The organism is Thermosynechococcus sp. FA-CM-4201 (assembly GCF_054689355.1).
Map to the genome: position 1 here is coordinate 370,321 of NZ_CP079920.1, position 13,725 is coordinate 384,045.

13 protein-coding genes are annotated in these 13,725 nt (G+C 53.7%); 7 read left to right on the forward strand and 6 right to left on the reverse strand.

Features of this window, described 5'->3' with window-relative positions; all coding sequences use genetic code 11:
* Positions 1-4 precede the first annotated feature (4 nt).
* Both bchM and tsaE read left to right on the forward strand, forming a co-directional pair.
* The gene (bchM, locus tag KV190_RS01735) at positions 5-697 is read left to right on the forward strand and encodes a magnesium protoporphyrin IX methyltransferase (protein WP_460194340.1); all 693 of its coding nucleotides are present in this window, start codon (positions 5-7) and stop codon (positions 695-697) included.
* Complete coding sequence (gene tsaE, locus KV190_RS01740) at positions 698-1,156, forward strand: tRNA (adenosine(37)-N6)-threonylcarbamoyltransferase complex ATPase subunit type 1 TsaE (protein ID WP_460194341.1); 459 nt, start codon at positions 698-700, stop codon at positions 1,154-1,156. It abuts the gene before it with no gap.
* On the opposite strand, the gene trmFO is transcribed toward tsaE, so the two are convergent.
* A complete protein-coding gene (trmFO, locus tag KV190_RS01745) occupies positions 1,059-2,432 on the reverse strand; it encodes an FADH(2)-oxidizing methylenetetrahydrofolate--tRNA-(uracil(54)-C(5))-methyltransferase TrmFO (RefSeq protein WP_460194342.1) in 1,374 nt (457 codons plus the stop codon). The genes tsaE and trmFO overlap by 98 nt on opposite strands.
* Before the next feature lie 2 nt (positions 2,433-2,434).
* Positions 2,435-3,838 (reverse strand): cation:proton antiporter, encoded by a 1,404-nt coding sequence (locus KV190_RS01750; protein ID WP_460194343.1) that lies wholly within the window; start codon positions 3,836-3,838, stop codon positions 2,435-2,437.
* A 182-nt stretch (positions 3,839-4,020) separates the two neighbouring features.
* Here KV190_RS01750 and KV190_RS01755 point away from each other — a divergent pair, with 182 nt between their 5' ends.
* Positions 4,021-4,425, forward strand: a complete 405-nt coding sequence (locus KV190_RS01755) for a DNA-binding protein (RefSeq protein WP_460194344.1) — start codon at positions 4,021-4,023, stop codon at positions 4,423-4,425.
* Positions 4,426-4,607: 182 nt separating this feature from the next.
* Positions 4,608-4,943: a photosynthetic/respiratory NAD(P)H-quinone oxidoreductase subunit M gene (ndhM, locus tag KV190_RS01760; RefSeq protein ID WP_206199685.1), complete on the forward strand. Its 336-nt coding sequence runs from the start codon at positions 4,608-4,610 to the stop codon at positions 4,941-4,943.
* Between the two features lie 264 nt (positions 4,944-5,207).
* Here ndhM and KV190_RS01765 read toward each other — a convergent pair whose 3' ends face one another.
* The 3 genes from KV190_RS01765 to KV190_RS01775 form a co-directional block, all read right to left on the reverse strand.
* The gene (locus KV190_RS01765; protein WP_011056299.1) at positions 5,208-5,378 is read right to left on the reverse strand and encodes a chlorophyll a/b-binding protein; all 171 of its coding nucleotides are present in this window, start codon (positions 5,376-5,378) and stop codon (positions 5,208-5,210) included.
* A gap of 115 nt (positions 5,379-5,493) precedes the next feature.
* Positions 5,494-7,041: a serine/threonine protein kinase gene (locus KV190_RS01770; RefSeq protein ID WP_460194345.1), complete on the reverse strand. Its 1,548-nt coding sequence runs from the start codon at positions 7,039-7,041 to the stop codon at positions 5,494-5,496.
* A gap of 163 nt (positions 7,042-7,204) precedes the next feature.
* Positions 7,205-7,723, reverse strand: coding sequence for a hypothetical protein (locus KV190_RS01775; RefSeq protein ID WP_460194346.1), 519 nt, complete (start codon positions 7,721-7,723; stop codon positions 7,205-7,207).
* A gap of 246 nt (positions 7,724-7,969) precedes the next feature.
* Here KV190_RS01775 and psbO point away from each other — a divergent pair, with 246 nt between their 5' ends.
* From psbO to KV190_RS01790, 3 genes are all read left to right on the forward strand, one after another.
* The gene (psbO, locus tag KV190_RS01780) at positions 7,970-8,788 is read left to right on the forward strand and encodes a photosystem II manganese-stabilizing polypeptide (protein WP_460194347.1); all 819 of its coding nucleotides are present in this window, start codon (positions 7,970-7,972) and stop codon (positions 8,786-8,788) included.
* Between the two features lie 13 nt (positions 8,789-8,801).
* Positions 8,802-10,394, forward strand: a complete 1,593-nt coding sequence (locus KV190_RS01785) for a dipeptide ABC transporter ATP-binding protein (protein WP_460194348.1) — start codon at positions 8,802-8,804, stop codon at positions 10,392-10,394.
* Positions 10,395-10,501: 107 nt separating this feature from the next.
* Positions 10,502-12,388: a PhoX family protein gene (locus KV190_RS01790; RefSeq protein WP_460194349.1), complete on the forward strand. Its 1,887-nt coding sequence runs from the start codon at positions 10,502-10,504 to the stop codon at positions 12,386-12,388.
* Here KV190_RS01790 and KV190_RS01795 read toward each other — a convergent pair.
* Positions 12,385-13,665 (reverse strand): FtsW/RodA/SpoVE family cell cycle protein, encoded by a 1,281-nt coding sequence (locus KV190_RS01795; protein ID WP_460194350.1) that lies wholly within the window; start codon positions 13,663-13,665, stop codon positions 12,385-12,387. The genes KV190_RS01790 and KV190_RS01795 overlap by 4 nt on opposite strands.
* Positions 13,666-13,725: the final 60 nt, after the last annotated feature.

The following is a 13,725-nucleotide window of genomic DNA, read 5'->3' on the forward strand; positions in this document are numbered from 1 at the left end:
ACTTATGACGCAATCTACGGCTGACGAAAAGGCAATTGTGCAAAACTACTTCAACACCACGGGGTTCGATCGCTGGCGGCGCATCTATGGCACGGATCAGGTCAGCAAGGTGCAAGCGGATATTCGCATGGGACACCAACAAACCATTGATACGGTACTGGCATGGCTCAAGGCCGATGGCTCCCTCAAGGGTAAACTCATCTGTGATGCGGGCTGTGGTGTTGGTAGTCTGAGCATTCCCTTGGCGGAATTGGGGGCACGGGTCTATGCCAGTGACATTTCCGAGAAGATGGTGGCCGAAGCCCGCGATCGCGCCGCTGCTCAGTTGAATGGCCACCATGAACTGATCCTCAGTGTCAGTGATCTCGAAGCCCTGCGGGGACAATACCATACCGTCATCTGTCTTGATGTCCTCATCCACTATCCCGATAGCCAAATGGCAGGGATGCTAGCCCACTTGAGTTCCTTGGCAATGGAGCGGCTGATCCTCAGCTTTGCCCCCAAAACACCAAAATATACACTCCTGAAAAAAATTGGTGAATTCTTCCCCGGCTCTAGCAAGGCCACCCGTGCCTATCTCCACAGTGAGGAATTTATTGTTGGCATTTTGCGGGACTTGGGTTGGCGGATTGAGCGCAATGCCATGACCAAAACTCGCTTTTACTTTTCGCGACTCCTAGAAGCAGTGCGCGCCTAAATGACGAGCCTCAACCTCAGCTTAACCGATCTGCAAGCCTTGGGACGCCAGTGGGGGACATGGCTGCCACCGGGGACGGTGCTCTTGTTAGCGGGGGAGCTAGGGGTAGGGAAAACCACGTTTGTGCAAGCCTTGGGGGAGGGATTGGGCATTGCGGATGTCATTCAAAGCCCCACCTTCACCCTGATTCAGGAATACCCCGAAGGGCGTGTGCCCCTCTATCACTTTGATCTCTATCGCCTGACCCCCGCTGAAGTGGCGGATTTGGCACCGGAACGCTATTGGCTTGGCGAAGAAATTGATCTCGGAATTGTTGCCATTGAGTGGCCTGATCGCCTGCCAACGCTACCCCCAGACTACCTTAGGCTCCAGCTTCAACGACAGCAGGATCGCACCTGTCTAACTCTAGAGGCTGTAGGGGCAGCGACATCGCTGTTGCCCAAGTGCTTAAATCTTTGAGGGCGCGATCGCGATAAGCGGCATAGCGCAAGGCCTTTTGCCGAACTTTTTGCTCTAGGGGTGGCAAAATACCAAAGTTGGGGGGCATGGGCTGGAAAGTTTTGCTCTCCGCTGTACTGATGTAGTGAAAGAGGGCACCAGCCATTGTGGTTGGGGGCAATACCAAGGGTGGGAGTCCCCGTGCCAAGCGAGCCGCGTTCGTTCCCGCTAACCAGCCCCCCGCCGCCGCTGCCGTATAGCCTTCGGTACCCGTAATTTGACCCGCTGCCAAGAGGGTGGGGCGATCGCGAAACTGGAGACTAGCACTCAACAACTTCGGCGCATTTAAGAAGGTATTGCGGTGCATCACCCCCATGCGCACAAACTCCGCCTGCTCTAAACCGGGGATCATCCGAAACACCCGCTGCTGTTCCCCCCAACGCAGATTCGTTTGAAAGCCCACCAAGTTCCAGAGTTGGCCGTGGCGATCCTCTTGGCGCAGTTGTGCCACCGCATAGGGACGCTCCCCGGTGCGCGGATGCCGCAAGCCCACCGGCTTCAAAGGGCCAAACCGCAGGGTATCCACCCCTCGCCGCGCCAACTCCTCTACGGGTAAGCAAGCCTCAAAAAATTGAGCATTCTCGCGCTCAAAGTCCTTCAAGGGTGCCTGTTCAGCCTCACAGAGAGCCTGCCAAAAGCGCTGATATTCTTCAGCAGTAAAAGGACAGTTGAGATAGGCTGCTTCCCCTCGGTCGTAGCGGGAGGCCAAAAAGGCCACCTCACGGTTAATGGACTCCCCGACCACAATGGGGCTGGCGGCATCAAAAAAACTCAGGTAGTCCAGTCCCGTCAAGCGTTGGAGATCGGCACTCAGGGCTTCACTGGTCAGTGGGCCCGTGGCCAACACCACAATCCCGCTTTCTGGGAGGCGGGGTAGTTCTTCGCGCCGCAATGTCACAAGGGGATGGCTTGCGAGGGTTGCAGTCAGCTCACGGCTAAACTGGGCGCGATCCACCGCTAAGGCACCACCAGCGGGCACTTGATGGCGATCGGCAGTGGCAATAATCAATGAGCCGAGGGCACGCAGTTCATGGTGTAATAACCCCGTGGCGCGATCGCTGGCCTTGGCACCAAAGGAATTACTGCACACCAACTCTGCCAACTCCGCCGTATGGTGGGCTGGACTGGCCACTTGCGGGCGCATTTCATAGAGCACTAGCGGCAGGCCCGCACGGGCAATTTGCCAAGCCGCTTCTGTACCGGCTAAACCACCACCAATGACCGTAATCGGTTCCATCGCTATCCTTCTGGGGGAGACTCCACTGCCACATCTGAGCTGGGTAACGCCTCTGCGGCCTCAGCCTCTGGCTTAAAGACCAAACGCAACAGGGGTGGCGCAACAAATGTGGTCACAATCACCATTACGATAATGCCGGCATCTAGAGCCTTCGAGAGCACACCGCTGGCCGACCCGACAGCCGCAAAAATCAACCCCACTTCACCGCGAGGCACCATACCAATGCCAATGGCCCAACGGTTAATTCCCGGCTGACCAAAGACCGTTGCCCCTGTTACCACCTTACCAACAATGGCCACAACGACAAGGAACGAAGCAATAATCAGACCTGCACGATTGGCTGGTTCTAGGGGATTGAGAACGCTAATATCGGTGCGTGCGCCGACACAGACAAAGAACACCGGCACCAGCATATCGGCAATGGGTAAAATCTGCTCCTCTAGCTCACGCCGTTTTTCCGTTTCCCCGAGAACTAAGCCAGCAGTAAAAGCACCGAGAATTGCTTCCAGTTGCAGGATCACGGCAACATAACCAAGGACAAAGGCAAAGATAAGAGAGGGAATCAGCAAGTTACCGCGCGTGGTCAGGCGATCGACCATCCCCAGAAAGAAGGGACTCAGCAGCCGCCCCAGGACAACAGACCCCACCAAAAAGACCACAGAGCTAATGATCAAATAGATCACATTGCTGATCTCGACCGTGCCCGTTTTGGCTAGACTGGCCACCACTGCCAGCACAATAATGCCGAGAATGTCATCGAGAACTGCTGCCCCAATGATGATTTGACCTTCCGGAGAAGTGAGGCGTTGAATTTCAGCAAGGACTTTGGCTGTGATCCCAATACTGGTTGCCGTCAGCGCTGCACCGGCAAAGATGGCAGGTACCAAGTCCACATGAAAGAGCGTCACGAGGCCAAAAGTGCCCGCAACAAAGGGAGCCACCACCCCCACCACGGCGACGACAGCCGCTTGGGGACCCACCTTGAGCAAGCCCTCTAAATCCGATTCCAAGCCAATCTCAAAGAGCAGGATCATGACGCCAATTTCCGAGAGGACGGAAATCACTTCGCTGGCGGTATTGGCAACCACTGAAGCGACAGTGCCATCCATGCCTGCCGTCTGCTGGATAAAGGTGGTCAGGACAGAGGGTTCCGTTGGCCCCCCTTCGGAAAAAACCAACAGGTGCAAGACGGAAATACCAACAACCACACCCCCTACCAGTTCGCCCAGTACTGGTGGAAAGTTAATGCGGGCACAAATTTCACCGCCGACTTTGCTGGCAAAGTAAATCACCACTAGACTCAGCAGAACAGCCGCCAAGATCAATGGACCTGCTTCCGCCAAGTTCACTGATTCTGCTGCAACATCGGCAAGAACAGGTTGAAAAAGTGACGTTATCAAGGGCATAGCAGCAAATGTTAAAAACTCTTTAACTAAGTTAAGCACGCCTTCCCCTTCTGCTCAACCTTGAATTGACACTGAACCGAAGTTGGCTCTTTGTTGTCTAATGGCAGGGGGATTTCAACATGGTTACCATAGTTTTTATATGGGCGATCGCCCCAGCCTTAGGAATGTGCATTCTATCAGTTATGAAACGTTTATCGAGCCTTGGTCTTCCTCTTTTCATCGGCATTACAGGAGTTGTTCTTCCGCCAATAGCCGAGAGCTTTGCCCAGTCGGCAACGCCGATTCGCAATTTGACTAATTTTCAGGGGATAACCATTCGCGGCACAGTTCGTAGTGTCGTTGGCAATGCGTTTATCCTCGACGATGGTACTGGCCAAGTGATGGTGGATGCGGGGCCGCGTTGGTTTCACCAAATCAATCTCCAGCCGGGCGAAACCGTTACAGTTGTCGGTAAATATGATGACGATGACTTTGATGCCTTTCGCATTACCCGTGGGAATGGCGAGGTGATTAACATTCGTCCCCATGGTGGATCTCCCCCTTGGGCGGGTGGCCGGCGACGCTGGGAGCAACGACAGGCACGGTAAATTGTTATAAAGGGGGCGATTGTCCCTTTGAGCGATCGCTAGCCAAAAGCAGCCTGAAAGCTAGCCCAGTTCTATTACTGCTTCTTGGGCTAAGCCATGAGTTTTTCTAAACTTTCCCTGAAAGGATTCTTGGTATAGTAGAAGCGTTTAGGAACTACTGTCCACTCGTCATTGGGTCAGCCATGCTACTGAAGTCCACGACACGCCACGTTCACATCTATGCCGGCCATGTGGTTGATGGTGAAGTTCATCCTGATACGGAAACACTGACGCTAAATGTGGATCCCGATAACGAGTTGGAGTGGAACGACGCCGCCCTAGCGAAGGTGGAAGCCAAGTTTCAGGAGCTGGTTGCCAATGCCGCAGGGGAAGACTTGACGGAATACAATTTGCGGCGGATTGGCTCGGACTTGGAGCACTTTATTCGCTCGTTACTGATGCAAGGGGAAATTGGCTACAACCTCAATAGCCGTGTGCGCAACTACAGTCTCGGGATTCCCCGTGTCAATCACTCCTAGATTTCCTCATCAACCATTTAACAGGTAACTTCCCCCTACAGTCCTTTTCTTGAGTACTGGGATTGGGATACATAAAAGGGGTGCAATCATCCTCTTTCATGGTAGCTTTTGCAGCTTTGATCCTGTACTGTCTTTGTGAAAAGGGCTACCCTTGATCTGTGCTAGCCATCAATTGATCAAAAAAATCAATTGGCCAAAAAAAAGAGGCCATTACTGACCTCAAAATGACACTTTGACCGCTGAAAATTGGGAGAGAGTTAAGGTCTAGAGCAGACCCCAGAAGTGAAGCACGCCTTGTTTGGTGATCAGTTCTGTGAGTAGCGCCGCCACAAAGCCGATCATGGCGAGGCGACCGTTCCAAATTTCAGCTTGGGGGGTGAATCCAAACACCCATGCGTTGCGATCTTCAGCTTTGATGGTTTTGGTATCTTCCATGGTTTTGACTCCTGATCGAACCCTGTACCCTCACTGTAACAATTCTTTACCAATCGCGCAACATCTCTTAATATATTTTTCTCTATTGCTGCCCTAGAAGGCGATCGCGGTATCCCTAATCAATGACTGTGGCCATCTTCACGTTCTCCAGCTTGGCAAGGATTTGCGGCTTGTAGTTTTCAAACTCTGCCTTGAGGAGATTGCGGCTCACAACTGCTGGGGCAGAACTGGGTAAGCTTTTACTGGTTTGCAGCCAGTCCCGTAGGAGTTGCCGCTGGAAGGTAGCGATGGTAAACATGCGGACATTGATGCAGTGTTGCGGATCCTCAAGGGAGAAAAAGAGCAGCGGATAGTAGCCGGTGTCCGAGAGCAAAACGCAGAGTTCTTGGTTGCGTGGCAGTTTCATATCCAAATAACAGGGCAACCAGCGAGGCCCTTGCTTGGGATCGTAGATGGCGGTAATCCAGAGGATCATCGGGTGGGGACTGGTGGTAAAGAGAAACTGGTTGTAGCGGATATTGAGCATGCGGCGATCGATCTCTGCCCGAGGCAACATCACCCACAGTGACGCCGCTGATTCTCGTTGGGCATATAAGGGCATGGGGAAGACAATTTCCGCGACGGGTTTATCGGCAGGCCAAACACTTTGCCAGCAGACTTCTTCAACGGTAGCAAGGGCAACGGGCGGTTGAGATGCGCGTTCTGAGGGTTGAGAGACTTTGGCAGCAACCTCTACCCCCGGCTGGGTGACTCGACTACTACCAAACTGTTCCTCAAGGGCGGTGAGAACGTTAATAATTTCACCCACATTTTGGGGGCGATCGCTGGGGGATTTGGCCATACAGGCCATGATCAGCTCCTCAAGAACAGGGGGAAGATGCAGCCCCGGACTCGCCACATTGAAGGGAACAGGCTTTTGGAAGTGATGTGCCTTAAACCAACTGCCAATAGAGTGGGTTTCCGCCTGAATGGGCATCTTGCCGGTGAGTAGCTCATACATCGTGATGCCAAGGCTGTAGATATCCGAGCGGTGATCCAACTCTCGCCCTTCAATCTGCTCTGGCGAACAGTAGGCCAAAGTGCCCATAAACGACGAGGTTTGCCCCTTTTCCGACACATCCCCCAAAAATTTGGCAATCCCAAAATCCAATACCTTGGCAAGTTCCCCCATCGTGCCGTCCTGAATCACAAGGACATTGCTGGGTTTGATGTCACGGTGAATAATCGGGCATTTTTGGCCTTCGATGATAATTCCCTCATGGGCTACCTGAAGACCAAGGCACATATGCCGTGCAATTCGCAGAAATCGGCTTAAAGGCAGGGGTTCTTCTAGGAGCAAATCACTGAGGTTTTCGCCTTCCAAAAATTCCATGACGTAGAAGGGAATTTCCTCATTGTTCATGCCGTAGTCGAGCACCCGCACCACATGCATACTTTTCTGGCCGAGGAGAGCACCCGCCCGCGCTTCTTGGGCAAAGCGGGTTTTCATGCGATCGTTGAGCAGGGTTTGCGACAGGAATTTAACCGCAACGGGAACACCCCCAAGGAGAATATCCTCTGCGCGATACACCCGCCCCATTGAGCCTTTGCCAATCAGCTCCGTCAGCCGGTACCGATTCATCAGAATTTGGCCAATATTGGTATCGCGGTGCGGTTCTGACATAGTTGCCTCAAGGGGAAATCTCGCGAGGTCGCAAACAGGCAAGCATTGTGTTGCTAGGTCGCTATGGTTATACGTCTATTATCTCTAGAGTCTTTAGGTTCTGTTTGATCCATTGGGGCGATCGCTCCCCCTAATCCGTAGTTTCTTAAGCATTTTTAGGGTTCTAAGCATTGGGAACGCCTAACCAAGACATCAGTGAGGAACTGGTAATCTGAATCTCTTTCTCCAGATCAGGAACGGGGATAAAAACCACGCCACCGCTACAGGAAATCTCCCCCACCGATCGCCACTGATTCGCGGTGTAGATATGCACCTGATCAACGGCGCCCCGTCGCCAACTGCGCCACATCTCACTGGCAGCACAATCATAGAGTTGATAGCCTTCGGGAATGGCGGCACAGGTAAAGGGCACCAGTTGTGCCTTATTTTGAGCAAGATCAGGAAAGAATGAGCCATGGGTCAGTGCTTGTCGCAAAGATTCCCACGCATCACAGTAGCGCTTGACCATGATCTGCGGTTGCCCATTTTCACTTTTGCCCGTGGCAATGACGCCGGCTTTGTTGTCCACCAGTTGCAAAGTCCCTAAAACCGATTCAATGCGATAGTTAGGATTTGAGGCAAGGCTCTCAGCCCCATTGACAACATCGGCAACAAAAACAGCAAACAACTCGCTGTCATCCATGAACTCACTCCCGATCCTGCTTTTTTACTAGTTTACTTTGTGGCTCCAGTCGGAGAGAGGTCGGTCATTATTTTTGCTCTTGCGAAATTAAAATATCTGCGAAAATTTCCTTTCTGAGGCGATCGCAAAGCTCCGTATAATCATGGATTGATAAGGTAGTTGCATGGCTGCCTTCACTGGACTCTTACGCAGGGGTATCTCCCACACTCTGACTGCTTTGAGATGCTTTGACTTCTGAGGTTAACCATGAAATATCGCATTTTAATGGCGACTCTGCTGGCGGTATGTCTAGGGATTTTTTCCTTGAGCGCCCCCGCCTTTGCCGCAAAACAGACTTTAACCTATGACGATATTGTCGGTACAGGTCTGGCCAACAAGTGCCCCACCCTTGATGATACGGCGCGTGGTGCCTACCCCATTGATAGTTCCCAAACCTATCGCATTGCCCAACTGTGCTTGCAGCCAACGACATTTTTGGTCAAGGAAGAGCCTAAGAACAAACGCCAAGAGGCCGAATTTGTTCCCACGAAACTGGTGACCCGCGAAACCACGAGCTTGGATCAAATTCAAGGGGAACTCAAGGTCAACAGCGATGGCAGCCTCACGTTCATAGAAGAGGATGGGATTGATTTCCAACCAGTGACCGTGCAAATGCCCGGTGGCGAGCGTATCCCACTGCTGTTTACGGTGAAAAACTTGGTGGCGAGCACTCAGCCCAACATTAGCAGCATCACCACGTCAACGGATTTCAAGGGCGAATTCAACGTTCCTTCCTACCGCACCGCCAACTTCTTGGATCCCAAAGGACGGGGCTTGGCCTCTGGTTATGATTCGGCGATCGCCATTCCCCAAGGTAAAGAAGAAGAACTGGCTCGCGCCAACGTCAAACGCTTCTCCCTGACCAAGGGTGAAATTTCTCTGAATGTGGCGAAAGTGGATGGCCGCACGGGTGAAATTGCTGGAACCTTTGAAAGTGAGCAACTCTCCGATGACGATATGGGTGCCCACGAACCTCACGAAGTGAAAATTCAAGGGGTCTTTTACGCCCGCATCGAACCTGCCTAGGATCGACCAGCCCATGGCGACTCTTTTAGAACTGCGGGAACTGCGGGTCGCCTACCCTACAACGGAGACATCATCTGCTGCAACATTCGTGGTGGATGGTGTTTCTTTTTGCGTGGCCGCCGGGGAGCGGTTTGGTTTGGTGGGGGAGTCAGGTTGTGGCAAATCCACGATTGGTAAGGCCATTTTGCAGTTATTGCCGCCGGGGTCACAGGTTGCTGGGGCGATCGCCCTTCAGGGGCAATCCCTTTTGGGGCTAAGCGCTTCTCAATTGCGGCGACTGCGGGGCGAGCAAATTGGCTTGGTCTTTCAGGATCCGATGACGCGCCTGAATCCCCTCATGAGTGTCTATGACCACTGCGATGAGCTATTGCGGAGTCATTGGTCTGCTTGGAGTCGCTCCCAACGGCGGCAGCGGATTGTTGAGGTATTGGATCGGGTGAAAATTCCGGCCAATCGCCTGCATCAGTATCCCCATGAGTTTAGTGGTGGAATGCGTCAACGGGTGGCGATCGCCCTTGCCTTGCTCTTGAACCCCCCCCTGATCATTGCCGATGAACCGACAACGGCGCTGGATGTGACCGTCGCGGCGGAAATTCTAGATGAACTCACGCGCCTGTGCCAAGAGGAGCAGCGGGGACTGTTGCTGATTTCCCACGATCTGGCACTGATGGCCAAGTATTGCGATCGCCTAGCGGTGATGCACCAAGGCAAAATTGTTGAACTGGGAGCGGCTCGCCAAGTCCTGCAACAGCCACAGCACCCCTATACCCAATCCCTACTGGCGGCCAGCCAACTCACCTCTAAAGAAACCCCGCAATTGGACACTGCCCCGGAACTGCTGCGGGTTCAGAATTTACAGCGGCACTACCGCTTGGGGGGATGGCTACAACCACAAACCACAATTCGCGCCGTGGATGGCGTCGATCTCACATTGCGCCGCGGAGAAACCCTGGGCCTCGTGGGCGAATCTGGCTGTGGCAAAAGTACCCTTTCCCGCTTGATTCTGCAACTGATTCCCGCCAATGCCGGTGAAGTGGTCTTTTTGGGGCGCAATTTAACTCAATTGCCAGCCGCACAACTGCGCACAGCCCGCCGCGATCTGCAAATGATTTTCCAAGACCCCCATGCCTGCCTCAATCCGAAAATGACCGTGGGGCAAAACTTGCTGGAGCCACTGCTAATTCATCGGCTGATGGCCAAAGAGGCTGCCCAAGAGCGGGTCCGCGAGATGTTGGCACAGGTGGAATTAACCCCCAGTGAAGTGTATGTCCATCGCTATCCCCATGCCCTATCGGGGGGACAACGCCAACGGGTGGCGATCGCTCGCGCTCTGATTACCCATCCGCAACTGGTGGTCTGTGATGAACCAGTGAGTATGCTCGATGCCCATATCCAACGGCAGGTGCTGGCGCTGATGCAGCAGTTAAAAGAGCAGTTGCAACTCACGTATCTCTTTATTACCCATGATCTGGCGGTTGCCCGCAGTTTTTGCGATCGCATTGCCGTCATGTATGCTGGCAAGATTGTTGAACTGGCTCCTACCGCCCAATTGTTTGCCCAGCCGCAACATCCCTACACTCAAAAACTCCTTGCCGCTGCTCTGTAGCTGGCCTTAACCATTTTTACCCCATTTCTTAGGCAAACCCTAACCCAACTTCCCTAAGTTATGAACTGGCTGCCCACCGTGGATGAATTTGGAACGAGAGACGCTTCATGGCTGAATATTTTGGTGATCTGTTACCCCGTGTCCTAAGCCGACGCACCGTACTGAAAACGGCTCTTTTTGGCGCGGCGGGTTTAACCCTTGCAACCCTGACCAAAGGGTGTGCCACTGCACCAGCTTTAGGCTTTCCAACGATTTACCCCAACACTGACGATAAAATTACGCTGCCTGAGGGCTTTGAGCATGGGGTGGTGATTCGCTGGGGGGATGCCCTCGATGGTGGTGAAAACTTGAATTGGAATCGCATTCACCAAACAGTCACCGAAGCGGATGTTCAGCGGCAGCAGCAGTGCTTTGGCTACAACTGTGATTTTGTTGGCTATCAGACCACGCCCGATGGCAAGCATTTGCTGGTCGTGAATCATGAATACACCAATCCTGAACTGATGTTTCAAACCGTGGGCGATCGCCCCAATCAATGGCAGGCCGCCCTTCAGCGGGAAGCCCATGGACTCTCCATTGTCGAGATTGCTAAAAACACCAATGGCGGCTGGCAGTATGTAAAAGCCTCGCCCTACAACCGCCGCATCACGGGTTCAACCCCCTGTGAGATTTCAGGCCCTGCCAAAGGCCATGCCCTTTTGAAAACGGCTGCGGATCCCACGGGGACACGAGTCAACGGCACGCTCAATAACTGCTCAGCGGGCAAAACCCCTTGGGGCACGGTCCTCACCTGCGAGGAAAACTTCCATAGCTATTTTGGCGGCAGTGATAGCAACCTCACGGGCATGGTCAAGGAGCTGCATAAACGCTATGACATTCCCAATGAGCGGGCCGATCGCTATGGCTTTTATTTCTATGAAGATCGCTTCAACATCGCGAAGGAACCCCAAGAGGCCTTTCGCTTTGGCTGGGTTGTGGAAGTGGATCCTCTTTCCCCGGATCGCGCCCCCATTAAACGCACAGCCCTAGGACGGTTTCGCCATGAGGCGGCGACAACGGTGATTGCCCCCGATGGTCGAGTTGTGGTGTACATGGGGGATGATGAACGCTTTGAGTATGCCTACAAATTCATTACCAAGGGCAAGTACCAAGCTAGCGATCGCGCTGCCAACTTGAACCTGTTGGATGAAGGGGAACTGTACGTTGCTCGCTTTAATGACGATCTGACGGGTGAATGGCGAGCGATCGCCCGCGTTGAGGGCAGCACAATTACCCCCAACCCCAATCTACCCACCGCCTTCCAACAGGATCCTGCCCTCTGTTTTATCTACACCCGCGCTGCCGCCGATGCCCTAGGGGCAACAAAAATGGATCGGCCCGAGGACTTTGAATGGAATCCCGTCACCAAAAGTGTCTGGCTGGCGTTGACCTACAACGAGAAACGCAAGGCGAAGGCCACAGATGGCGCCAATCCGCGTCCTGAAAATGTGATGGGGCATGTGATTGAAATGATTGAGCAGGGCAATAACCCAACCGCCTTACAGTTTCAGTGGCGTCTGCCTTTGCTCTGTGGAGATCCCACCGCCCCAGAACAGAACCGCCAGTTAGTGCTGTATGGTGAACCCACGAACGCAGAAGTACCGCCAATCTCAGCACCGGATAACTTGACCTTCGATCGCGCCGGCAATGTTTGGATTGCCACGGATGGCAATGGTGGGTCAACCCGCTTGGGCAAAAATGATGGCGTTTATGTCCTCAATCCGCAGCGCCGCGAACTGAAGATGTTCCTCTCTGGCGTGCCCGGCTGTGAAATTTGTGGCCCTGAATTTAGCAGTGACTATCAAACCTTCTTCTGTGCGATTCAGCATCCGGGGGAAGGGGCAAAGTCCACGGTTGATCTGCCAACACGCTGGCCCTATGGAGAAGAAGTCGTCGTGCCTCGCCCTGCCGTGATTGCGGTGTGGCGCCTAGATGGCCGGGAAATCTCAGCCTAGGGCTTGCGGGAAGAATAGCGATTGATCCCTTCGGGACGCAGAGGTACAACGGGAGCAGCACGGCGGCGGTGGGTTCTAGACGTTTTGGCGCGAGGGTTTGTTGCACCGGGGAAGGTAATCACCTCTGCCTGCTGTCCTTCACGGGCACAGCGAATCAACAGGCCAGCGATCGCCATACTGGCCATAATTGAGCTACCGCCATAGCTAAAGAGGGGAAAGGGTAATCCCGTTGTCGGTAGGATACCAATGGCGACACCGATATTAATCAGAGCCTGTAGGAGCATGATCACCGTCGCCCCCAAGGCAATGAGCTGGATCAGGGGATCCCGCGCCCGATTTACCACCCGCATTCCCAGCCAACCATAGGCCGCCAGCAGTCCTAGGAGCAAGAGACACCCCAATAGCCCCATTTCCTCGGCATAGACCGCAAAAATAAAATCCGTGTGCTGGATCGGTAAGTAGGAGAGCTTTTGCTGTGAAAAACCATAGCCCGTGCCCAAAACGCCCCCCGAAGCAACCGCCAAGAGACTCTGCACCAGTTGGTAGCCATCCCCCATCGCATCCGCCCAAGGGTTGAGGAAGGACATGACCCGCCGCCGTTGATACTCGTTAATGCTGATGCTGAGGACTGCCAAGCCCAAGCCACTCATGGCTGTTAACAGCAGGGGCGCCAAGGGTAAACCCGCACCAAGGGCAATCAGCCATAATGTAATCCCGCACAAAGCCGTGGTGCTGAGGTTCGGTTGAATTAGAATCCCCAGCAGCGTCAGGGCAAAGGCCGTTAACCAAAAACAACGCGCCTTCAGGTGCAGCCGCCGCCAAGAACTAAACACCCAAGCCGCTTGCAGGACTAAAAAAGGCTTCATCATCTCTGAGGGCTGGAGTTGAAAAGGGCCAAGACTAATCCAGCGGGTGGCGCCCATCACCGTTGTCCCAACTCCCGGTAGGCGTGTTGCCCAGATTAGCAGCAAAAACAAAAAGAAGCCTGGAATGGCCATCTGGAGCGATCGCCGCAGGGGAAGCCGTAGAAACAATTGAAACCCTGCCCAGCCAAGGGCAAGCCACAGCAACTGGCGCGTAAAGTAGTACAGCCCGTCCCCTGTTTCGGCCAATCCGACGGGAAAACTAGCGGAAAAGAGAACGACCAAGCCAAGACCCATCCACACGAGGGTCAACCAGTGGAGCAATCGTGCTTCTAGGGTCCACTGCCGCAGGTCGCCAACCGCTTCGCTGCGCCGCAGGCGATCGCCAAAGGGGAGAAAACGCCACCAACTCACGCTGAGATGACCCTCACTGGCATCGGCCACTATCTGTATCTCATATTCTAGAAAAGGGCT